This window comes from Erwinia sp. 9145 (genome assembly GCF_000745075.1).
Lineage (GTDB): Bacteria > Pseudomonadota > Gammaproteobacteria > Enterobacterales > Enterobacteriaceae > Erwinia > Erwinia oleae.
Genome location: NZ_JQNE01000001.1, coordinates 2,749,769 through 2,771,222, shown reverse-complemented (window position 1 = coordinate 2,771,222; position 21,454 = coordinate 2,749,769). Strand labels below are relative to the sequence as shown.

Genomic DNA, 21,454 nt, shown 5'->3' with positions numbered 1-21,454 from the left:
GATTAAAGTTAGCTGATTCAGGAGATGCGGATGTTAAAGCGTGAGATGAATATTGCCGATTATGATGCCGAATTATGGCAGGCAATGGAGCAGGAAAAAGTGCGTCAGGAAGAGCACATTGAACTGATTGCTTCAGAAAACTATACCAGTCCGCGCGTGATGCAGGCTCAGGGTTCTCAGTTGACCAACAAGTACGCGGAAGGCTATCCGGGCAAACGCTATTACGGCGGGTGCGAATATGTCGATATTGTGGAACAGCTTGCTATCGATCGCGCCAAAGCACTGTTCGGCGCGGATTACGCCAACGTACAGCCACACTCTGGCTCACAGGCCAACTTCGCCGTCTATACCGCGCTGCTCAAGCCCGGCGACACCATTTTAGGTATGAACCTGGCGCACGGCGGCCACCTGACGCACGGCTCGCCAGTCAACCTTTCCGGTAAGCTCTACAACGTGGTGCCTTATGGCATCGACGAAACCGGCAAAATCGACTACGACGATCTGGCCGCGCAGGCGCAGAAGCACCAGCCGAAAATGATCATCGGTGGTTTCTCTGCCTACTCCGGCATCTGCGACTGGGCAAAAATGCGTGAAATCGCCGACAGCATTGGTGCATGGCTGTTTGTTGATATGGCGCACGTTGCCGGCCTGATTGCCGCAGACGTTTATCCGAATCCGGTGCCACACGCGCACATCGTCACCACCACCACGCACAAGACGCTGGCTGGTCCGCGCGGCGGTCTGATCCTGGCAAAAGGCGGCGACGAGGAGCTGTACAAGAAACTCAATTCTGCGGTGTTCCCGGGCGGACAGGGCGGCCCGCTGATGCACGTCATCGCCGGTAAAGCCGTCGCGCTGAAAGAAGCAATGGAGCCTGAATTTAAAGTCTACCAGCAGCAGGTTGCGAAAAATGCCAAGGCGATGGTCGACGTATTCCTGGAGCGCGGTTATAACGTGGTTTCCGGCGGTACGCACAATCACCTGTTCCTGCTGGATCTGGTTGAGAAAAACCTGACCGGCAAAGAAGCCGATGCGGCGCTGGGACGTGCCAATATCACCGTTAATAAAAACAGCGTGCCGAACGATCCAAAAAGTCCGTTCGTCACCTCCGGGGTGCGTATTGGTTCGCCTGCGGTTACCCGTCGTGGCTTTAAAGAAGCGGAAGTTCGTGAACTTGCCGGCTGGATCAGCGATATTCTCGACAATATCAACGACGAAGGCACCATTGAGCGCGTGAAGAAGCAGGTGCTGGAAGTTTGCGCACGCTTCCCGGTTTACGCCTGATTTTTTGCTTCAACGACTCTCGCCGGGGCCACAGCGCCCCGGCTTTTTTTTGCACATCAGGACTCCAGCAGCAGCCGGATGCGCTGTTGCTGATGCGCCTGGAGAGGAAGCTCGGCATGGATGAGCGGCGGCGAATAGAGCGGCAGCGGCGTGGCGTAAGGCGTGATGACCAGCGCGGTGCCTTTTGGCGCGCTGTCACGCTGAAAATCGCCAACGCTGAGGTATTTAATGGTCAGGGGTAGTAGCGTCAGCTCTCTGAGCTGCTGCTCAACCTGCTGCTCCAGCGCCTTGTCATGCGCGGTCAGCAGCAGCACCTGCTTCTCCTGGAGCACGTTGTCCTGCATCAGCCAGGCACCAAAAATAATGGCAATCAGCGCCAGCTCCTCCTGCGAAAAACGCAGGCCGTAACGCTGTTCGCACGCTTCCACCGCCGTTTGCGTGGTTCGCAACAGGCGCGGGTAGAGGCGGGCGACCTCTTCCGTCAGGCTGTTATCAATGCCGATACCGAACAGCGATCGCTCCATCGCCTGCGCCAGATGGGTATAAAGCTGGCTGCACAGACCTTCTCGGTCGCTGAACTGCATCTCTGAAAGCGATTCGAAACGCGCGATGGTTTCCCTGACCTGCTCCAGCACCTGCTGCTCGTGTTCATGTTTCGCCGCCGCCATTGACGGGACATGGAGCTGGCTGAACAGCAGCGCAAAAAGCCAGGCCTGGCTGAGGTCGGGCGCCGGATCGCAGCGTTTTTGCCAGTGGCGAATAACTCTCTCCGCGACAGGGTACTCCTGCCGTCCGACCAGCCAGCTACGCTGCGGCGAGCTGAACGTCGCGCAGACATCCCGGCAAAGAGAATGCTGCATAAAAAGCTGGAGAAACAGGCGATTGCGCGGGGTGAATTCCCGGGAAAGCCCCTGCGCGCAGTGCAGGATCAATGCGCTAAGGTTGCGTTCATCATAAAGCGCGGTATTAACACGCCGTGCTTTAAGCTGTCGCCTGAGCGCAGGGGTGAAGCGCTCCTGTACGAAATCAGGCGCAAGCCGCAACGCCCGTCTCAGCCAGTGAAACAGGCACAGTCGTTGATCCAACTCCGCACCGGCCATCCGGTAGCTGCCATCGGCATCCTCAACAAGACCGAGCCGGTGATAGCGCTGGATTTCCGCGTCAACCTTCGCTATATCTTGCCGGGTAACAGACCGATCGACACCGTTGAGCTGGCTGAGTGAATCCAGGGTGACAACCGTTTCCGGGAGATAAAACATCAACATCAGGTGGCAGTGACGCTGCGGGCTGGAAAATGCAGAAGAAGTGGGTGAGGGTGAGCTCATCGTCTGCCATTCCGTAAAAAGAGTTACCGCTAAGCGTAGCCTGCAAAATTCTGCGACAGCGCAAACGGGCCACTTTTTTTTACAGGTTTTTAGGTGGATCACAGAATAATTATTCACAAAGGGAAAAGAATTGAATTTGTTACGTTATAACGTTTTTGCTAAGATCACTTTTTTCGCCGTCGCCCTTGCGGCCTGCCCGGTGGCCTGGTCACATCCTCACAGCTTTATTGCGATGCAGGTGACGCCGGTGGAGAAAGACAGCCAGCTTACCGGACTGAAAATGGTCTGGGTGATGGATGAAATCACCTCTGCCGATCTGCTTTATGATGCGGGCAAGGCCAAACCCGACAGCGAAATCTGGAAAAAGCTGGCGGCGGAAGTGATGGCGAACGTGCTCGGCCAACACTATTTCAGCGAGTTCAGACACGAGGGAAAACCGGTGAAATTTGGCAATCTGCCGCCGGAGTATCATCTTTCCCGACAGGGCGCAAAGGCGGCGCTGACGTTCGTGCTGCCGCTGGATAAACCGCAGCCGCTGGCGAGCCAGCGTTACGTATTTTCAACCTTCGATCCAACTTATTTTGTGGATATGACCTACGATTCTGAAAAATCACTGCATCTGCCGCCGTCATTAGCGGGTAAGTGTCAACTCTCACTGAACACGCCCGCGCCGGACGCCTCAATGAAGGCGTATGCGCTGTCGCTCGATAAAGCCGACGCGCCGCCCGAGGAGATGGATCTTGGTCGGCAGTTTGCACAAACGGTCACGCTGACGTGTCGGTAAATCCAACCGTTGCCATCACGCGACGCGTCTGGCCGCTGTTGGCGCTGGCCGTGATCATTTCCGGCGGCGGGTTGCTGCTCTGGCTGAGCTGGCCCCGCCTGCTGCTGCAAAGCACGCTCTGGCAAAAAACGCTGCACCAGCAGATGACCCTGTTGCTGCAACAGGTTGCCGCCGCACCGCATCAGGCAGGTCTGGCGCTGATGGCGTTCAGCCTGATCTACGGCGTGCTGCATGCGGCGGGGCCGGGGCACGGCAAGGTGGTGATCGCCACGTTTCTGGCTACGCATCCCACACGCGTCAAAACCAGCCTGCGGCTGACGCTTGCCGCCGCCGTTGTTCAGGGCCTGGTGGCGATTGGCCTGGTGACGGTGTTGCTGGGCGCGCTGGGCCTGTCGTCACGTCAGCTCCATCTCAGCAGCTTCTGGCTGGAAAAAGGCAGCTATCTGCTGGTGGTAGCGCTTGGGCTGTCGGTGTGCTGGCGCGCGGTAAAAAACCTCCGGCAGACGCTGCGACCACCGGTGTATAAACGTATGTTGCCTGTGGATCATCAGCATCATGCGGGATGTGGCTGCGGTCATCAGCACGTGCCGGACGACGCAGCGCTCGCGCAGGCAGTCAGCCTGAAAACGCAGGTTATGGTGGTTCTGTCGATGGGGCTGCGGCCCTGTTCAGGCGCCATAATGATGCTGCTTTTTTCCAAAGTGATTGGCGTTTACGGATGGGGCGTGCTTTCCGCGCTGGTGATGGCGTTGGGAACGGCGCTGACCGTTTCGCTGATGGCGCTGTTGGTGCAGATGTCGCGTGCGCTGGCGCTGAAGCTGTGTCGGACAGATTCTGCGCCGGGCTGGCAGAAGAGGGGCGTGTTGTGTCTGTCGCTTTGCGGCGGCCTGCTGCTGATTGTTGCGGGCGTTATGCTGTGGCTGAGCGCCACGCCGATGATGTCCGGCGGCATCCGCCCACTATTTTGACCCTGAATCAGCCGCACCGGCGACGGTGCGGCCAGAACGTCAGCGTTTCAGCGCTTCACTCAGCTCATCGCGCATGCTGCCCAGCATCGCTTTCACCACGCGCGGATTGCCGGCCACGATATTGCCGGAGGTCAGGTAGCCGTGACCGCCGGTAAAATCGGTGACCAGACCGCCCGCTTCGCGCACCAGCAGCTCACCGGCAGCGAAATCCCACGGCTTCAGGCCAATCTCAAAATAGCCATCCACGCGACCGGCAGCCGCATAGGCCAGATCCAGCGCGGCGGAGCCGGTACGGCGGAAATCAGCGCACTGGGTAAACAGCTTGCCAACAATATTGATGTAAGGCGTGGCGTGCTGTTTCATTTTGAACGGGAAACCGGTCGCCAGAATGGTGCCGTCCAGATCGCGGGCGGTGCTGCCGCGCAGGCGATAGCCATTAAGCTGCGCGCCCTGGCCGCGCACTGCGCTGAACAGTTCGTTACGCATAGGATCGTAAACCACGGCGACTTCGGTGCGGCCCTTCAGGCGCACGGCGATGGATACAGCGAAGTGAGGAAGACGTTTGATGAAGTTGGTGGTGCCATCCAGCGGATCGATAACCCATTGCACATCCTGATCTTCGCCGGGCAGTTCACCACTCTCTTCAGTGATAATGGTGTGCTTCGGATAAGATTTACGGATCACCTCAATAATCTGGCGCTCCGCCTCGCGATCAACATTGGTAACGAAATCGTTGCTGCCTTTCTGGCTGGCTTCAACGGCGTCAGGGGTTTCATAGTTTTTGGCAATTACATTACCGGCCTTGCGCGCAGCGCGCACGGCGATGTTGAGCATCGGATGCATCGGTCTCTCTCACTGGATGTTAAAGAACGGGAAAACGGCGCGGATTATAGCAGGGGGTTCGTAAAATGTCCTGAAAATATGATAGCATTCGCAAATTATCTCCTGAGTCAGACTTTCTATGCTGCAAAATATCCGAATCGTACTGGTGGAAACCTCCCACACCGGCAACATGGGTTCCGTCGCCCGCGCGATGAAAACCATGGGGCTGACTAATCTTTATCTGGTCAATCCGCTGGTTAAACCCGACTCGCAGGCAATTGCGTTGGCCGCCGGCGCCAGCGACGTCATTGGGGACGCCCATATTGTTGACACGCTCGACGAGGCGCTTGCCGGATGTAGTCTGGTGGTTGGCACCAGCGCGCGTTCACGTTCGCTGCCCTGGCCGATGCTTGACCCGCGCGAGTGCGGCATTAAAAGCGTTGAAGAGGGCCAGCAGGCACCGGTTGCGTTGGTCTTTGGCCGCGAGCGCGTCGGCCTGACTAACGACGAACTGCAAAAGTGCCACTATCATGTGGCGATCGCTGCCAATCCTGACTACAGCTCGCTGAATTTGGCGATGGCGGTGCAGATCATTGCTTACGAAGTACGCATGGCGTTTTTGCAGTCTCAGGTAATGCCTGAACCGCAGTACGAGGCCTCGCCTTATCCGCTGGTGGACGATCTGGAACGCTTCTATCAGCACATGGAGCAGATGATGCTGTCCAGCGGTTTTATTCGCGAAGGCAGCCCCGGCCAGGTGATGAGCAAGCTGCGTCGTTTGTACACGCGCGCGCGTCCTGAACGCGACGAATTAAACATTTTACGCGGGATGCTCTCCTCGCTGGAGAAGCCAAAAACGGATAAACAGCAGGCAAAGTCCGCCGGTAAAACGGAAGGTTCTGAGAATAAACAGTAAGTTAAATACTTGAGTGTTTTACCTGGTTAAATAGTTGACCAAAACACTCAGGAATGTCAGACTGGCGCCATCTTTTTGTTAAAACCCTTATCGGGTACAACCGAGGTCGTTACGCCATGAGACTGACATCCAAAGGCCGTTATGCCGTTACCGCTATGCTGGACGTTGCACTGCACTCCCACGAAGGGCCGGTGCCGCTGGCTGATATTTCTGAACGCCAGGGCATCTCCCTCTCTTATCTGGAGCAGCTATTCTCCCGCCTGCGTAAAAATGGTTTGGTGTCGAGCGTACGCGGTCCTGGCGGCGGTTACCTGCTGGGCAAAGATGCGAGCGCTATTGCCGTTGGCGCAGTGATTACGGCGGTTGACGAGTCGGTGGACGCGACCAAATGTCTGGGTAAAGAGGGCTGTCAGGGCGGCGAGCGTTGCCTCACTCACGTTCTCTGGCGCGATCTGAGCGAACGCATCAGCGACTTTTTAAACAACATTTCTCTGGCCGAACTGGTTAACAACCAGGAGATCCTCGACGTGGCGGATCGTCAGAACAGCGTTGAGAAAAATCGCGTGCCGGTTGGCCGTGTGCATGAAACGATTAACATCAATCTGCGTGCCTGATTATTGCGAAAGCCCGTTGTAGCCACGGCGGGCGCTGCGCGATAATCGGTGTCACGATTTTCGCGCAATCGCGCCGTACGGAGCACCAACGCAATGAAGTTACCGATTTACCTCGATTATGCCGCCACCACGCCCGCCGATCCGCGCGTGGCAGAGAAGATGATGCAGTTTCTCACGCGCGACGGAACCTTTGGTAATCCGGCTTCGCGTTCGCATCGTTTTGGCTGGCAGGCGGAAGAAGCGGTAGACGTTGCCCGCAATCAGATTGCGGAACTGATTGGCGCCGATCCCCGTGAAATCGTCTTCACTTCCGGCGCCACCGAGTCCGACAACCTGGCCATCAAGGGCGCAGCACACAGCGCGCAGGAGAAGGGCAGGCACATCATCACCAGCCAGACCGAGCACAAAGCCGTGCTGGACGCCTGTGCGCAGCTTGAGCGTGAAGGATTTGACGTCACGTTCCTCGCGCCGCAATCCAACGGAATAATCGGTCTCCACACGCTGGAAGCCGCCCTGCGCGACGACACCACTCTGGTTTCCCTCATGCACGTCAACAACGAAACCGGCGTGGTGCAGAATATCGCTGCGGTGGGTGAGTTGTGCCGCGCGCGCGGCATTATTTTCCATGTTGATGCCACGCAGAGCGTCGGTAAATTGCCAATCGATCTCACGCAGTTGCCGGTCGACCTGATGTCCTTCTCCGCGCATAAACTCTACGGTCCGAAAGGCATGGGTGGGCTTTATGTGCGACGCCAGCCGCGAATACGTATCGAGGCGCAGATCCACGGCGGCGGCCACGAGCGCGGCATGCGTTCCGGCACGCTGCCGGTTCATCAGATTGTTGGTATGGGCGAAGCTTTTCGTATCGCCAGGGAAGAGATGCACGCGGAAATGGCGCGGCTGGGCGAGCTCAGATTGCGCCTGTGGAACGGCATCAGCGATATCGGCGCGCTACAGGTGAATGGCGATTTAGCGGGCGGCGCGTCGAATATTCTTAATATCAGTTTCGATTACGTTGATGGCGAGTCGCTGATCATGGTGCTGAAGGATCTGGCGGTCTCTTCCGGTTCAGCCTGCACCTCGGCCAGCCTTGAACCCTCTTACGTGCTGCGTGCGATGGGCCTGCCGGAGGCGCTGGCACACAGTTCGCTGCGTTTTTCACTGGGGCGTTTCACTTCGGAAGAAGAGGTGGATTATGCCATTCAGCTGATCCGTCAGTCGGTCACCCGCCTGCGTGAAACCTCACCGGAATGGCAGGCTTTTCAGCAGCAGGGCAGTGAATCCGTGCGCCGCTGAGCAGCCGTTGCTATTATTGCTTCAAACCGACGGGCCGAATGTTGATTCGGCCCGTTTTACGTTTAATTCTTCTGACGGGTTAGACGAAGGCAAATAAAGGTTTATTGTTATGACCAACCGTTTTGAAAACGGACTAACAACATTGATAAGGAGCCATGCGATGACAACCACGCCTATGAATATAACCCTGTCAACGGCAGCGGCGGACGCGCGTTGGGGTGAAAAAGCTATCCTGACCAGCAACGACAGCGGTTTAACTATTCATCTTAACGGCGGCGATCCTTTAGCCATCATTCAGCGTGCCGCGCGCAAAATTGACGGGCAGGGCATTCGTCATGTCAGCCTGCGCGGCGAGTGGGATCTGGAAAAAAGCTGGGCGTTCTGGCAGGGATACCGCGGCCCGAAAGGCGAGCGTACCGTTGACTGGGCGGAGCTTAACGATGCCGACGGCCGCGAGTTTACCCATCGCCTGAAGATCATCGACTGGGTGCGCGATACGATTAATTTGCCTGCGGAAGATCTCAGTCCTGAGCAACTCACCCGACGCGCTGTGGATTTGCTGAAAGATATCGGCGGTGACAAAGTCAGCTATCGCATTACCAAAGGTGATGACCTGCGCGAACAGGGCTATATGGGGCTGCACACCGTTGGGCGCGGTTCAACGCGCAGTCCTGCGCTGCTGGCGCTGGATTACAATCCGACCGGCGATGACAATGCGCCCGTGTTTGCCTGCCTGGTCGGTAAAGGCATCACCTTTGATACCGGCGGCTACAGCCTGAAACCGAGCAGCTCAATGGATTCGATGAAGTCCGATATGGGCGGCGCGGCCACGCTGACCGGTTCGCTGGCGCTGGCGATCGCCCGCGGGCTGAAAAAGCGCGTGAAGCTCTGGCTGTGCTGTGCCGACAATATGGTCAGCGGCAACGCGTTCCGCCTTGGTGATATTATCAGATATCGTAATGGCAAAACCGTTGAGGTGATGAACACCGATGCCGAAGGCCGCCTGGTACTGGCGGATGGTCTGATTGATGCCAGCGAACAGAACCCTGAACTGCTGATTGACGCGGCCACTCTCACCGGCGCGGCGAAAACCGCACTGGGCAATGATTACCACGCGCTGTTCAGTTTTGATGATGCGCTGGCGCAGTCGCTGCTGGAGAGCGCCGCCGGTGAAAATGAACCGTTCTGGCGGCTGCCGCTGGCGGAGTTCCACCGTAACCATCTGCCGTCCAACTTTGCCGATCTGAACAATATTGCGGCGCCGTCGCATACCGCCGGTGCCAGTTCCGCAGCAGCGTTTCTCTCGCATTTTGTGAAAAGCTATCAGAAAGGTTGGTTACACATTGACTGTTCGGCGACCTACCGTAAAGGCGCGGTGGATCAGTGGTCCGCTGGCGCGACCGGTCTTGGCGTTCGCAGCGTGGCGAATCTGCTGTTGAAATAAGCCGTGAGTAACCCGAACGACACCGTGAGGCGGCGAGCCGGCCGCCCGCTTTATCTCTGGAACCCGTTATGAATGAAACAAATCAGCGCCTCGAAGAGGTGCTTGCCCTGGCGGCGACGGAACCGGCGCACCGCCCGGAATTTTTCTCCCTTTTGCTGGCGGCGAGCGTCTGGGTTCCCGGCGAAAGCGCGGAGCAGGATGCCGCGCAGGCCGATCTGCTTCACTGGGAAAAAGAGGACGGCACCAGCGTTATTCCTTTTTTCTCCTCCGTTAACGCCATGGAACAGGCGATCACCACGCCGCAGCCCTTTCTGGTGATGCCGGTAAAAACACTGTTTGAAATGACGCTGGGCGAAACGCTGTTTCTCAATCCCAGGCTGCCTTCCGGTAAAGAGTTTACGCCGCGAGAGATAGCCAGCCTGCTGGGCGAAGGCGGCAACGCGCTGAGCCAGCAGACGGTGATTGAGGGTGGCACATCGCTGCTGCTGTCGGAAATTGCTGAACCACCGGCGCAGACAATTGCCTCGCTGACTCAGCTTTTTGCCAAATATAAGCAGGTACGGCGCGCCTATATTGCGCACATCAAGGAAGCGGCGGACGATCGTCCAAATCTGTTAATTGGCATTGAAGCGGACAGCAACATTGACGCCATTATTCAGGCGGCCGGTGATGTGGCGACCGATACGCTGCTGGAAGACGAGCCGGTTGATATTTGCCAGGTGGTGGAAAACGAAAAAGGCATCAGCCACTTTTTCACCGCGCACATCACGCCGTTTTACGAGCGCAGGTGGGGCAGTTTTCTGCGCGAATTTAAGGTCACCAATCTTCCTGCCTGACATGTATATGCAGGCGGCGCCCGCCGCCTGCATTATCCGCTTCAGCCCAGCGCCACGGGCAGATCGTCCCGGCTTCCCCATTCGCCCCACGATCCGTCGTAGAGGCGCACCTGCTGCACGCCCAGGCTGCTCAGGGCCAGCATCACCACCACCGCCGTGACGCCCGACCCGCAGCTGGCGACAATCGGCCCGGCAAGATTTACGCCCTGCTGCCGGAAAATCGCCCTCAGCGCATCCTCTGACTTTAGCTCGCCGTTCTCCACCAGATCGTTCCAGGGCACGTTCAGGCTGCCCGGAATTCTGCCGCGACGCAGCCCCGGACGCGGCTCATCCACTTCGCCCCTGAAGCGATTGGCGGCGCGCGCATCGACAATCTGCGCGCCGCCTTCATGGCTCAGCAACAGCACGTCGGTCAGGCGCAGCACCACGTCAGGATCGAAACTGGCGTCGAATTCCGCTTCGGGTAGCGAAACCGGCCCGCTGACCAGCGGGAACTGCGCCGCCTCCCAACCTTTCAGGCCGCCCGCCAGAATCGACACCTGCTCTGCGCCGAACTGGCGCAGCATCCACCAGGCACGGGGCGCGGAGAAGAGGTTCCCCTCATCATAAACCACCAGATGCCTGTCGCTGTTGACGCCCAGCTCGCGCATGGCGACCGCGAACCGCTCTGCTCTGGGCAGCATGTGCGGAAACGGACTGGTGTGATCGGACAGGGCTTCGATATCAAAAAAAGGCGCATCGGGCAGATGCTTCGCCAGATATTCCTCCGTGATATCGCGCACCAGTTCCTGACCCGGTGGCAGCATACGGGCATCAATCACCTGCACGGCATTATCTGAAAGATGTTCCGCCAGCCATTCGGCGGTAACAAAAAAGGAGCGAGTCATAGCGGCCTCGTGATAAATAATAAAGAAATCAGTGTCGGCTATCTTTAACGCCATCTCAAGATGTTCTCTGCGCGTGCGTTATTAATGGTGACCGAAGTTGGAAAATTGTAGAAACCGGGATCGAATTTTTTTAATAAATTGTTGTTTATCCGATAGGCAAGGCTGGCGATGCCTCCTATAATCAGCGCCGTTTACGGGAAGGCTTTACGCCACACAATTCGATATCAAAAAAGGGGTCCGTATGACTGTTGAACGTACATTTTCCATCGTAAAACCTAACGCGGTGGCAAAAAACGTAATTGGTGCCATTTTCAACCGTTTTGAGAGCGCTGGCTTTAAAATTGTCGGCAGCAAAATGCTGCACCTGAGCAAAGAGCAGGCCGAGGGATTTTACGCGGAACATCAGGGCAAGCCTTTTTTCGACGGCCTGGTTGAGTTCATGACCTCTGGCCCGGTCGTGGTTTCCGTGCTGGAAGGCGAAAACGCCGTTCAGCGCCATCGCGATCTGATGGGCGCGACCAACCCGGCCAATGCGCTGGCAGGCACGCTGCGCGCCGACTTTGCTGACAGCTTCACCGAAAACGCCACGCACGGTTCTGATTCCGCGGAATCGGCTGCCCGCGAAATCGCCTGGTTTTTTGGCGAAAACGAGATTTGCCCGCGCACGCGTTAATATGATGTAAAAGGGCGTTTACAATTTATTTGACTCACGCCCTTTGAACCTGTCGTCGTCGGCCTGTACAATACGCGCCCCTGCACTCCGCAGGGGCGTTTCTTTTATCTACTATCTACCCCAGCGCCATAACGTGTAACAACGAGGCCAGAGAATATTATGTCCGAATCTATTGTCACTCCGTCATCTGCCGTCACCCTTGCCGACGCGCCTGTCAACCAGAAAGTGAACCTGCTCGATCTCAATCGCAAGGAAATGCGCGCATTTTTTGCCAGCCTCGGCGAAAAACCCTTCCGTGCCGATCAGGTCATGAAGTGGATTTACCACTACTGCTGCGATGATTTCGATCAGATGACCGACATCAACAAAGTGTTTCGCGGCAAGCTGAAAACGCTGGCCGAAATCCGCGCGCCGGAAGTCGCCGAAGAGCAGCGCTCCAGCGACGGCACCATCAAATGGGCCATCACCGTTGGCGGTCAGCAGGTCGAAACCGTCTATATTCCTGAAAAAGATCGCGCCACGCTGTGCGTCTCTTCGCAGGTGGGTTGCGCGCTTGAATGCAAATTCTGTTCGACCGCGCAGCAGGGTTTCAACCGCAATCTGCGCGTTTCGGAAATTATTGGTCAGGTCTGGCGCGCTGCGAAAATTATTGGCGCCTCAAAAGTGACCGGGCAGCGTCCTGTCACGAACGTGGTGATGATGGGTATGGGCGAGCCGCTGCTGAACCTCAATAATGTTGTTCCGGCAATGGAAATCATGCTCGACGACTTTGGTTTCGGGCTGTCGAAACGCCGCGTGACGCTTTCCACCTCCGGCGTGGTGCCTGCCCTGGATAAGCTGGGCGATATGATTGACGTGGCGCTGGCGATATCCCTGCACGCGCCAAACGATCGGATTCGTGACGAAATTGTTCCGATAAATAAAAAGTACAATATTGAAACGTTCCTCGGCGCCGTCAGCCGTTATATTTCAAAATCAAACGCCAATCAGGGCCGGGTAACCATTGAGTACGTGATGCTCGATCACATCAATGACAGCACCGATAACGCTCACGAGCTGGCCGCATTGTTGAAAGATACGCCGTGCAAAATCAACCTGATCCCGTGGAATCCCTTCCCTGGCGCGCCTTATGGTCGTAGCTCAAACAGCCGCATCGATCGCTTTTCTAAGGTATTGATGGAGTACGGCTTTACCACCATTGTTCGTAAGACGCGCGGCGATGATATCGATGCGGCCTGCGGACAGCTGGCGGGGGAAGTGGTTGACCGCACCAAGCGCACGCTGCGGAAAAAAATGGCCGGTGACGCCATTTCTGTGAAAGCGCTCTGAAATAAGGCGACACCATTGTCCCTGCCGCCATGATGGGCGTAAGATAATGCGCTGACAGGAAAGTCTGGAGGCCATATGGGTAAAGGAATACCGGCGTGTTTGCTTGCTGTGCTGCTCACAGGATGCGCGATGCCACATCCGCATAGCGAGCTGGCGCAGACGCGGCTACAGTTAGGGCTTGAATACCTGGCGGTGAACGACCTTGCCGCCGCACAGCGCAACCTGCGACAGGCGGTTGCGCTGGCGCCTGAGGACTATCGCGCGCATCTGGCGATAGCACGCTATCACCAGCAGGCTTTGGATGAAAAAAATGCGATGCGTGCCTACCAGACGGCGCTGAAGCTCGCGCCACAAAACGGCAGCGTCTTCAATAATTACGGTGCGTTTCTGTGTCGTTTAAGGCAGTATGAGACGGCCCGGCACTATTTCAGCAAAGCCGCTGAATTATCTGGAAACATCAGCCGGGCGGATGCGGCAGAAAATGCCGGTTACTGCTATCTCGCCCAGGGCGAATGGCAGCAAGCAGCCGCCTCGTTTGATGAAGCAGTAATGCAGGTTCCTGACAAAGGTCTGGCACTGCTGGCTGAAGCCGAAAGGCGAATTGACAAGAGGGAGCGTGACGCGTCGCGGCTTCTGTTAGACGTTTATCAACGCAGCTTTGCGGCTTCGGCACAAAGTCTGTGGCTAGAGATTCGCTTCGCCGCGCTGGCGCAGCAACCGGAAGGCATTGCCTCTGCCGGAGACGAACTGGCGCGAAATTTTCCACAATCGAAACAGCACCTGCATTTTTTAGCTAATGAATACTGAAGCCACTCAAGAAAAATCAGCAGTAAATTCAACGGGCGCCCGCCTGCGTGAAGCCCGTGAGCAGATGGGGCTGACTCAGCAGAACGTTGCCGAGCGTCTGTGTCTGAAACTGACCACCGTTCGCGACCTTGAAGAGGACAAATCACCCGCCGATTTGGCGTCTACCTTCCTGCGTGGTTACATTCGTTCCTATGCGCGGCTGGTGCACGTGCCGGAAGAGGAACTGCTGCCAATGATGGCTAAGCAGGCCCCCGTCCGCGCGGCGAAAGTTGAGCCAATGCAGAGTTTCTCTCTGGGTAAACGGCGTAAAAAACGCGACGGCTGGCTGATGATTTTCACCTGGCTGGTGCTGTTTGTCGTGGTCGGGCTGACGGGCGCATGGTGGTGGCAAAATCACAAGGCCGCGCAGGACGATTTGGTGTCAATGGCCGATCAAAATGCCTCCAGCGGCAGCGGCGACGGTCAGTCGATCCCGCTGGAAAACGGCACGCCTGACAGCGCTCAACCCGTTGACAGCGCGACCGCTCAGGCGCCTTCCGCGCCCACGCCGTCCGAACCCGCCGTGAACAACGCACCGGCAAATGACGCGGCAGCTAACAGTGCGCAGCCTGCGCCAGCGGCGGCACCTGATGCCAGCCGCCAGCCGGTTGCCGTTTCGCCCTCACAGGCTAACGTTGATAATAATGCCACCAACGGCCAGATGCCGACCGGCGCTGCCGACGTTGGCGCGCCAGCCGCCGATCCTAACGCGCTGGTAATGAATTTTAGCCAGGATTGCTGGCTTGAAGTGACCGATGCTGCCGGTAAAAAACTGTTCAGCGGTATGCAGCGCAGCGGTGGTAAACTCAGTCTTTCAGGTACTGCGCCATATCGCCTGAAAATCGGCGCGCCGGGTGCAGTCCAGATCCAGTATCAGGGGCAGCCAGTCGACCTGAGTCGTTTTATCCGTTCAAACCAGGTTGCTCGCCTGTCCGTGGGTGCGTCCTGACGCAGCCGCGGTCGCGAGTAATTGTGGAGAAACACTATTATGCATAACGAAGCACCCATTATCCGTCGTAAATCTAAGCGTATTTACGTCGGCAAGGTGCCGGTAGGCGATGGCGCGCCCATCGCCGTCCAGTCAATGACCAACACCCGTACCACGGACGTGGCGGCAACGGTCAATCAAATAAAAGCGCTTGAGCGCGTGGGTGTGGACATCGTTCGCATCTCTGTTCCCACCATGGACGCAGCCGAAGCGTTTCGCCTGATCAAGCAGCAGGTGAACGTTCCGCTGGTGGCCGATATCCACTTTGATTACCGCATCGCGCTGAAGGTTGCCGAATACGGCGTTGACTGCCTGCGCATCAACCCTGGTAACATCGGCAACGAAGAGCGTATTCGCCAGGTTGTTGACTGCGCCCGTCATCACAATATTCCTATTCGTATCGGCGTGAACGCGGGTTCTCTGGAGAAGGATCTTCAGGAAAAATATGGTGAGCCGACGCCGCAGGCGCTGTTGGAATCCGCTATGCGCCACGTCGATCATCTCGATCGCCTTAACTTTGACCAGTTCAAAGTCAGCGTAAAAGCCTCTGACGTGTTCCTCGCCGTGGAATCTTATCGTTTGCTGGCGAAGCAAATTGAGCAGCCGCTGCACTTAGGGATCACCGAAGCAGGCGGCGCGCGCGCCGGTGCGGTGAAATCGGCAATCGGTCTGGGACTGTTGCTGGCCGAAGGCATTGGCGACACGCTGCGTATTTCGCTGGCGGCCGATCCTGTGGAAGAAGTTAAGGTTGGCTTTGACATTCTGAAGTCGCTGCGCATTCGCTCGCGCGGCATTAACTTTATTGCCTGCCCAACCTGTTCGCGTCAGGAGTTTGACGTTATCGGCACGGTTAACGCGCTTGAAGAGCGGCTTGAAGATATTATCACGCCAATGGATGTCTCGATTATCGGCTGCGTGGTCAACGGGCCAGGCGAAGCGCTGGTATCAACCCTGGGCGTCACCGGCAGTAACAAGAAGAGCGGGTTCTATGAGGATGGCGTGCGTTTGCGTGAACGACTGGACAACAACGACATGATCGATCAGCTTGAGGCACGCATTCGCGCCAAAGCGGCAATGATGGATGAGTCGCGCCGTATCAGCATCCAGCAGGTAGAAAAATAAACTCATGCGCCGGACGGCTTTTCTCGCGTAGCGGGAGGCGGTCTGATACGCAAACTGAATAATGAGAGTAACGTAGTGGCAAAGAATATCCAGGCCGTGCGCGGAATGAACGATTTCCTGCCCGCCGACACCGCCGTGTGGCAGCGCATTGAGCAGATCCTGAAACAGGTGCTGGCCAGCTATGGCTACAGCGAAATCCGCATGCCGATTGTCGAGCAGACCCCCTTGTTCAAACGCGCTATCGGTGAAGTGACCGACGTGGTTGAAAAAGAGATGTACACCTTTGATGACCGCAATGGCGAAAGCCTGACGCTGCGCCCGGAAGGCACCGCAGGCTGCGTGCGTGCCGGTATCGAACATGGTCTGCTCTACAATCAGGAACAGCGGCTGTGGTATATGGGCCCGATGTTCCGCTACGAGCGTCCGCAGAAAGGGCGCTACCGTCAGTTTCATCAGATTGGCGCAGAGGTGTTTGGTCTTCAGGGGCCGGACGTGGATGCCGAACTGATCATGATGACCGCGCGCTGGTGGAAGGCGTTAGGCATTGCCGACCACGTGCGTCTTGAACTGAACTCAATTGGTTCACTGGAGGCACGCGCGCGCTATCGTGAGGCTCTGGTGGCTTTTCTGGAGCAGCACAAAGAGACGCTGGATGAAGACTGCAAGCGCCGCATGTATTCGAATCCGCTGCGCGTGCTGGACAGCAAAAACCCGGAGGTGCAGGCGCTGCTGAACAGCGCGCCTGCGCTGCATGACTATCTTGATGCAGAATCCCGCGAACATTTTGAAACGCTGTGCGGCCTGCTGAAGGCGGCGGGCATTGCTTACACCGTGAATCAGCGGTTGGTGCGTGGCCTGGATTATTACAACCGCACCGTGTTTGAGTGGGTGACCGAAAGCCTCGGCGCGCAGGGCACGGTTTGCGGTGGCGGTCGCTACGACGGCCTGGTTGAACAGCTTGGCGGTCGCGCCACGCCGGGCGTTGGCTTTGCGATGGGGCTGGAGCGCCTGGTGCTGCTGGTGCAGGCGGTAAATCCGGAATTTGAACCGACGCGCATTGTTGATGTCTATCTTATCGCTTCGGGGCAGGGCGTGCAGCCAGCCGCGATGCAGCTGGCTGAGCAACTGAGAGATGCTGACCCGTCGCTCAGGCTGATGACAAATTTTGGCGGCGGAAACTTTAAAAAGCAGTTTGCCCGCGCCGACAAATGGGGCGCCCGCGTTGCGCTGGTGCTCGGCGAAGACGAAGTCGCCAGAGGTCAGGTAGTGATTAAAGATTTGCGCAACGGCGAACAGCAAACGCTGGCGCAGCATGACGCTGCCGCAGCGCTGTTGAAACTGACGGCGATTTAAAGGAGAAGATGTCAGTGGAAGTGTACAGCAATGAAAACGAACAGGTCGATGCGCTGAAGAATTTCTTTGCTCAGAATGGCAAAGCGCTGGTCATTGGTGTGGTTATCGGCATCGGCGCGCTGGCTGGCTGGCGCTACTGGAGCAATCATCAGGACGACAGCGGCCGTGAAACGTCAGCGGCATACCAGCAGATTTCCACCGCGCTGGACAGCAGCAAGCCGGAAACGCTGACTGCGGCGGCGAAGTTTGCCGAAGAGAACAGCAACACCTACGGCGCCATCGCTTCAATGGATCTGGCAAAACGCTACGTTGACGCCAACCAGCTCGATAAAGCGGTTGCCCGGTTGCAAAACGGCCTGAAGGACGTCAAAGACGCCAATCTTCAGGCGGTGATCAATCTGCGCATCGCGCGCATCCAGCTTCAGCAGAAAAAAGCCGATGAGGCGCTGAAAACGCTTGATGCCGTTAAAGGTGATGGCTGGACGGCGATCGTGGCCGACGTGCGCGGTGAAGCGCTGCTCAGCAAAGGCGATACCAGCGGCGCTCGCGGTGCGTGGAGCAAAGGCATTGCCTCGGATGCGTCTCCGGCGCTGAAAGAGATGCTGCAAATGAAAATGAATAATCTGCCGGGCTGATTGCCGGTGGTCAAAGATTGCCTCCCGGAGGCTCAAGAGGGATTTCATGGAATTGCGTAAGTTACTTCTGCCGGGGCTGATTTCAGTCACCTTGCTTAGCGGATGTTCATGGTTCAGCGGTGAAGAAGACGTGGTCAAAATGTCGCCGTTGCCAAAGGTGGAGAACCAGTTCACGCCGGAAAAGGTCTGGAGCACTTCTGTCGGTGACGGGATCGGTGACTTCTACTCCAATCTTCATCCTGCCTGGGCTGACAGTACCGTCTATGCCGCCGACCGCTTTGGTATCGTTAAGGCGCTGAATGCCGGCGACGGCGAAGAGCAGTGGAAAGTGGATCTGTCGGAAAAAACCGGCTTCTTCTCACGCAATCGTCCCGCGCTGCTTTCCGGCGGCGTTACCGTTGACGGCGGCCATGTTTACCTTGGCAGCGAACGCGCGCAGGTTTATGCCCTGAACAGCAACGACGGCAGCATTGCCTGGCAGACCAAAGCCGCAGGCGAAGTGCTTTCTCGCCCGGTGGTCAGCGATGGCCTGGTGTTGGTGCATACCAGCAACGGCATGTTGCAGGGGCTCGATCAGAGCAGCGGCGTGGTCAAATGGTCGGTTAACCTCGACGTGCCGGCGCTGTCGCTGCGCGGTGAATCAGCGCCTGCTACCGCCTTCGGCGCGGCAATTGTAGGCGGCGATAACGGACGCGTCAGCGCGGTTATCCTGAACCAGGGCCAAATCATCTGGCAGCAGCGTATTTCGCAGCCGTCTGGCGCAACCGAGATTGACCGCCTTGCCGATGTCGACACCACGCCAATCGTGGTCAACGGCGTGGTCTATGCCCTGGCCTATAACGGTAATCTTACCGCGCTGGATTTGCGTTCCGGTCAGATCATGTGGAAGCGTGAGATCGGCTCCGTGCATGACATGATTGTTGACGGCGGACGTATTTATCTGGTCGATCAGGACGATCGCGTTATTGCCCTGAGCACCGAAGGCGGCGTTTCGGTCTGGCGTCAAAGCGATCTGCTGCATCGCAACCTGACCTCGCCGGTGCTCTATAATGGCTATCTGGTGGTGGGAGACAGCGAAGGCTATCTGCACTGGCTGAACACCGATGATGGCCGCTTCGTTGCGCAGCAGGAAGTTGACAGCTCCGGTTTCCAGACCGAGCCGGTTGTGGCCAGTGACAAGCTGTTAATTCAGTCGAAAGACGGTAAGGTTTACGCATTTACCCGCTAACATCGTCTGCTGACTAACACTGCATAACGGCTCCTGATTCGTCAGGGGCCGTTTCGTTTTACGCCGGGCGTGGTATCCTTTACGCAATTCATGCCCCTGCGGCGTCGGCCTGTTTCTGTTACAGGCTTAATTTTTTAGTAATGAGGCTTCAATATGGTACCTGTGGTCGCGCTGGTCGGGCGTCCCAACGTGGGAAAATCCACCCTGTTTAATCGTCTGACGCGCACAAGAGATGCGCTGGTGGCGGATTTTCCAGGCCTTACGCGCGATCGCAAATACGGTCGTGCCGAGGTGGAAGGGCGGGAGTTCATCTGCATTGATACCGGCGGTATTGATGGCAATGAAGAGGGCGTGGAAACGCGCATGGCTGAGCAGTCGCTGCTGGCGATTGAAGAAGCCGACGTGGTGCTGTTTATGGTGGATGCGCGTGCGGGCCTGATGCCTGCCGATAACGCTATCGCTAAACATTTGCGCTCGCGTAAAAAACCTACCTTCCTGGTGGCAAACAAAACCGACGGGCTCGATGCCGATTCGGCGGTGGGCGACTTTTTCTCGTTGGGTCTGGGCGACATTCACCCCATTGCCGCTTCTCACGGGCGCGGCGTCACCACGCTGTTAGAAATGGTGCTGCTGCCCTGGATGGACGAAGTGGCACCGCAGGAAGTGACGGAAGAGGACGAAAACGAAGCCTACTGGGCAGCGCTGGCGGCGAAAGAGAGCGGTGAAGAGCAGGCAGTGGAAGAAGAAGATGACTTCAATCCGCTCGATCTGCCCATCAAGCTGGCGATTGTTGGTCGTCCTAACGTTGGTAAGTCAACGCTTACCAATCGCATCCTCGGCGAAGATCGCGTGGTGGTTTACGATATGCCAGGCACCACGCGAGACAGCATCTACATTCCAATGGAGCGTGATGGCCGCGAATACATCCTGATCGATACCGCAGGCGTGCGCAAGCGCGGTAAAATCACTGATACCGTTGAGAAATTTTCCGTCATCAAAACGCTTCAGGCCATTGAAGACGCCAACGTGGTGATGTTGATTATTGATGCGCGTGAAGGCATCTCCGATCAGGATCTTTCACTGCTGGGCTTTATTCTGAATAGCGGTCGCTCGCTGGTGATCGTCGTGAATAAGTGGGATGGCCTGTCACAGGAAGTTCGTGATGAGGTTAAAGAGACGCTCGACTTCCGTCTGGGCTTTATCGACTTCGCCCGCGTGCATTTTATTTCCGCTCTGCACGGCAGCGGCGTGGGTAATCTGTTCGAATCGGTTACCGAAGCGTATGACTGCTCAACGCGTCGCGTGAATACCTCAATGCTGACCCGCATCATGAATATGGCCGCTGACGACCATCAGCCGCCGCTGGTGCGCGGGCGCCGCGTGAAACTTAAGTATGCGCATGCGGGCGGCTACAACCCGCCGATTGTGGTGATCCACGGTAATCAGGTTAAGGATCTGCCGGACTCCTACAAACGCTATCTGATGAACTATTTCCGCCGTTCGCTGGAGGTGATGGGTACGCCGATCCGCATTCAGTTTAAAGAAGGCGAAAACCCGTTTGCCGGCAAGCGCAACCTGCTGACGCCGAATCAGCAGCGCAAGCGTAAACGCCTGATGAGCCATCTGAAAAAGAATAAACGCTGACAGAGAGGGAGCCTTTTGGCTCCCTTATTATTGGAGAAGAAAATGAACGTCGTTTGCCCGCAGTGCCAGCAGCCGTTACGTTTCGCAGAAGGGCACTTTCATTGTGACGCCTGCGCAAGAGATTATGCGCAGCAGGCGCTTTGCCCCGACTGCAACCAGCCGCTTCAGGTATTAAAAGCCTGCGGCGCGACGGATTACTTCTGCCCAAACGGGCATGGATTGATTTCAAAAAAACGCGTTGTGTTTGTCCCGCTTCCCTGAATCCCACCTGTTTAAATCCCTGTAATTTACTATGGAAATGAAAATCATTTTCATTTCCTGTTTATGCCAGGCGCATAATTTGTTAATTTTACGTTCGTCCGGTAAGACCAAAAGGTAAAATTTGTTATTACGCTGAAGCGTTTTAGCGTGACAGTTTAAACCCGTTCCATCTTTCGTTTTGCGCGTAATCAACTGTCTG

At 56.8% G+C, this 21,454-nt stretch carries 21 protein-coding genes; 18 read left to right on the top strand and 3 right to left on the bottom strand.

Annotated features, from left to right (window positions below):
- Positions 1-30 precede the first annotated feature (30 nt).
- Positions 31-1,284: a serine hydroxymethyltransferase gene (gene glyA / locus FA91_RS13225; protein ID WP_034916395.1), complete on the top strand. Its 1,254-nt coding sequence runs from the start codon at positions 31-33 to the stop codon at positions 1,282-1,284.
- A 56-nt stretch (positions 1,285-1,340) separates the two neighbouring features.
- On the opposite strand, the gene csiE is transcribed toward glyA, so the two are convergent.
- Positions 1,341-2,609, bottom strand: coding sequence for a stationary phase inducible protein CsiE (csiE, locus tag FA91_RS13220; RefSeq protein WP_034916393.1), 1,269 nt, complete (start codon positions 2,607-2,609; stop codon positions 1,341-1,343).
- A 163-nt stretch (positions 2,610-2,772) separates the two neighbouring features.
- Here csiE and FA91_RS13215 point away from each other — a divergent pair, with 163 nt between their 5' ends.
- Positions 2,773-3,393, top strand: coding sequence for a DUF1007 family protein (locus FA91_RS13215; RefSeq protein ID WP_034919301.1), 621 nt, complete (start codon positions 2,773-2,775; stop codon positions 3,391-3,393).
- Positions 3,384-4,361 (top strand): nickel/cobalt transporter, encoded by a 978-nt coding sequence (locus tag FA91_RS13210; RefSeq protein WP_034916391.1) that lies wholly within the window; start codon positions 3,384-3,386, stop codon positions 4,359-4,361. The genes FA91_RS13215 and FA91_RS13210 overlap by 10 nt, the downstream gene beginning before the upstream one ends.
- Before the next feature lie 39 nt (positions 4,362-4,400).
- Here FA91_RS13210 and suhB read toward each other — a convergent pair whose 3' ends face one another.
- On the bottom strand, positions 4,401-5,204 hold the full coding sequence (gene suhB / locus FA91_RS13205; protein WP_034916390.1) for an inositol-1-monophosphatase: 804 nt from the start codon (positions 5,202-5,204) through the stop codon (positions 4,401-4,403).
- Between the two features lie 118 nt (positions 5,205-5,322).
- Here suhB and trmJ point away from each other — a divergent pair, with 118 nt between their 5' ends.
- The 5 genes from trmJ to sseB all read left to right on the top strand — a co-directional run bounded on the left by trmJ (position 5,323) and on the right by sseB (position 10,289).
- Positions 5,323-6,099: a tRNA (cytosine(32)/uridine(32)-2'-O)-methyltransferase TrmJ gene (trmJ, locus tag FA91_RS13200; protein WP_034916389.1), complete on the top strand. Its 777-nt coding sequence runs from the start codon at positions 5,323-5,325 to the stop codon at positions 6,097-6,099.
- A gap of 116 nt (positions 6,100-6,215) precedes the next feature.
- Positions 6,216-6,713 (top strand): Fe-S cluster assembly transcriptional regulator IscR, encoded by a 498-nt coding sequence (gene iscR / locus FA91_RS13195; protein WP_034916386.1) that lies wholly within the window; start codon positions 6,216-6,218, stop codon positions 6,711-6,713.
- A gap of 93 nt (positions 6,714-6,806) precedes the next feature.
- Entirely contained in the window at positions 6,807-8,009 is a 1,203-nt protein-coding gene (locus FA91_RS13190) for an IscS subfamily cysteine desulfurase (protein WP_034916385.1), read from the top strand.
- A gap of 160 nt (positions 8,010-8,169) precedes the next feature.
- Positions 8,170-9,453: an aminopeptidase PepB gene (gene pepB, locus FA91_RS13185; protein WP_034916383.1), complete on the top strand. Its 1,284-nt coding sequence runs from the start codon at positions 8,170-8,172 to the stop codon at positions 9,451-9,453.
- Positions 9,454-9,521: 68 nt separating this feature from the next.
- The gene (gene sseB / locus FA91_RS13180; RefSeq protein ID WP_034916381.1) at positions 9,522-10,289 is read left to right on the top strand and encodes an enhanced serine sensitivity protein SseB; all 768 of its coding nucleotides are present in this window, start codon (positions 9,522-9,524) and stop codon (positions 10,287-10,289) included.
- 41 nt (positions 10,290-10,330) lie between these two features.
- On the opposite strand, the gene sseA is transcribed toward sseB, so the two are convergent.
- Positions 10,331-11,176: a 3-mercaptopyruvate sulfurtransferase gene (gene sseA / locus FA91_RS13175; RefSeq protein ID WP_034919300.1), complete on the bottom strand. Its 846-nt coding sequence runs from the start codon at positions 11,174-11,176 to the stop codon at positions 10,331-10,333.
- 241 nt (positions 11,177-11,417) lie between these two features.
- Between sseA and ndk the strand changes: the two genes are divergently transcribed.
- From ndk to FA91_RS20540, 10 genes are all read left to right on the top strand, one after another.
- Positions 11,418-11,849: a nucleoside-diphosphate kinase gene (gene ndk / locus FA91_RS13170; RefSeq protein ID WP_034916379.1), complete on the top strand. Its 432-nt coding sequence runs from the start codon at positions 11,418-11,420 to the stop codon at positions 11,847-11,849.
- A 159-nt stretch (positions 11,850-12,008) separates the two neighbouring features.
- Complete coding sequence (locus tag FA91_RS13165) at positions 12,009-13,178, top strand: bifunctional tRNA (adenosine(37)-C2)-methyltransferase TrmG/ribosomal RNA large subunit methyltransferase RlmN (RefSeq protein ID WP_034916378.1); 1,170 nt, start codon at positions 12,009-12,011, stop codon at positions 13,176-13,178.
- A 75-nt stretch (positions 13,179-13,253) separates the two neighbouring features.
- On the top strand, positions 13,254-13,985 hold the full coding sequence (gene pilW / locus FA91_RS13160) for a type IV pilus biogenesis/stability protein PilW (RefSeq protein WP_051937166.1): 732 nt from the start codon (positions 13,254-13,256) through the stop codon (positions 13,983-13,985).
- A complete protein-coding gene (rodZ, locus tag FA91_RS13155) occupies positions 13,975-14,973 on the top strand; it encodes a cytoskeleton protein RodZ (protein WP_034916376.1) in 999 nt (332 codons plus the stop codon). The genes pilW and rodZ overlap by 11 nt, the downstream gene beginning before the upstream one ends.
- Positions 14,974-15,012: 39 nt before the next feature.
- A complete protein-coding gene (gene ispG, locus FA91_RS13150; protein ID WP_034916374.1) occupies positions 15,013-16,134 on the top strand; it encodes a flavodoxin-dependent (E)-4-hydroxy-3-methylbut-2-enyl-diphosphate synthase in 1,122 nt (373 codons plus the stop codon).
- 75 nt (positions 16,135-16,209) lie between these two features.
- Positions 16,210-17,487, top strand: coding sequence for a histidine--tRNA ligase (gene hisS / locus FA91_RS13145; protein WP_034916372.1), 1,278 nt, complete (start codon positions 16,210-16,212; stop codon positions 17,485-17,487).
- A gap of 14 nt (positions 17,488-17,501) precedes the next feature.
- Positions 17,502-18,122, top strand: a complete 621-nt coding sequence (locus FA91_RS13140) for a YfgM family protein (RefSeq protein WP_034919295.1) — start codon at positions 17,502-17,504, stop codon at positions 18,120-18,122.
- Between the two features lie 46 nt (positions 18,123-18,168).
- Positions 18,169-19,350 carry an outer membrane protein assembly factor BamB gene (bamB, locus tag FA91_RS13135; RefSeq protein WP_034916371.1) on the top strand — a complete coding sequence of 394 codons (1,182 nt, stop codon included), beginning with the start codon at positions 18,169-18,171 and terminating at the stop codon, positions 19,348-19,350.
- Between the two features lie 153 nt (positions 19,351-19,503).
- Positions 19,504-20,994 (top strand): ribosome biogenesis GTPase Der, encoded by a 1,491-nt coding sequence (gene der, locus FA91_RS13130; RefSeq protein WP_034916369.1) that lies wholly within the window; start codon positions 19,504-19,506, stop codon positions 20,992-20,994.
- Positions 20,995-21,036: 42 nt separating this feature from the next.
- Positions 21,037-21,255, top strand: coding sequence for a zinc ribbon domain-containing protein (locus FA91_RS20540; protein WP_072032305.1), 219 nt, complete (start codon positions 21,037-21,039; stop codon positions 21,253-21,255).
- The last annotated feature ends 199 nt before the right edge of the window (positions 21,256-21,454 follow it).

What these genes read in the sequence shown, in the direction of transcription:
- glyA (WP_034916395.1), top strand. Translation starts at nt 31, where the DNA reads ATGTTAAAGCGTGAGATGAATATTGCCGATTATGATGCCGAATTATGG.
- csiE (WP_034916393.1), bottom strand. Translation starts at nt 2,609, where the DNA reads ATGAGCTCACCCTCACCCACTTCTTCTGCATTTTCCAGCCCGCAGCGT.
- suhB (WP_034916390.1), bottom strand. Translation starts at nt 5,204, where the DNA reads ATGCATCCGATGCTCAACATCGCCGTGCGCGCTGCGCGCAAGGCCGGT.
- trmJ (WP_034916389.1), top strand. Translation starts at nt 5,323, where the DNA reads ATGCTGCAAAATATCCGAATCGTACTGGTGGAAACCTCCCACACCGGC.
- iscR (WP_034916386.1), top strand. Translation starts at nt 6,216, where the DNA reads ATGAGACTGACATCCAAAGGCCGTTATGCCGTTACCGCTATGCTGGAC.
- FA91_RS13190 (WP_034916385.1), top strand. Translation starts at nt 6,807, where the DNA reads ATGAAGTTACCGATTTACCTCGATTATGCCGCCACCACGCCCGCCGAT.
- pepB (WP_034916383.1), top strand. Translation starts at nt 8,170, where the DNA reads ATGACAACCACGCCTATGAATATAACCCTGTCAACGGCAGCGGCGGAC.
- sseB (WP_034916381.1), top strand. Translation starts at nt 9,522, where the DNA reads ATGAATGAAACAAATCAGCGCCTCGAAGAGGTGCTTGCCCTGGCGGCG.
- sseA (WP_034919300.1), bottom strand. Translation starts at nt 11,176, where the DNA reads ATGACTCGCTCCTTTTTTGTTACCGCCGAATGGCTGGCGGAACATCTT.
- ndk (WP_034916379.1), top strand. Translation starts at nt 11,418, where the DNA reads ATGACTGTTGAACGTACATTTTCCATCGTAAAACCTAACGCGGTGGCA.
- FA91_RS13165 (WP_034916378.1), top strand. Translation starts at nt 12,009, where the DNA reads ATGTCCGAATCTATTGTCACTCCGTCATCTGCCGTCACCCTTGCCGAC.
- pilW (WP_051937166.1), top strand. Translation starts at nt 13,254, where the DNA reads ATGGGTAAAGGAATACCGGCGTGTTTGCTTGCTGTGCTGCTCACAGGA.
- rodZ (WP_034916376.1), top strand. Translation starts at nt 13,975, where the DNA reads ATGAATACTGAAGCCACTCAAGAAAAATCAGCAGTAAATTCAACGGGC.
- ispG (WP_034916374.1), top strand. Translation starts at nt 15,013, where the DNA reads ATGCATAACGAAGCACCCATTATCCGTCGTAAATCTAAGCGTATTTAC.
- bamB (WP_034916371.1), top strand. Translation starts at nt 18,169, where the DNA reads ATGGAATTGCGTAAGTTACTTCTGCCGGGGCTGATTTCAGTCACCTTG.
- der (WP_034916369.1), top strand. Translation starts at nt 19,504, where the DNA reads ATGGTACCTGTGGTCGCGCTGGTCGGGCGTCCCAACGTGGGAAAATCC.
- FA91_RS20540 (WP_072032305.1), top strand. Translation starts at nt 21,037, where the DNA reads ATGAACGTCGTTTGCCCGCAGTGCCAGCAGCCGTTACGTTTCGCAGAA.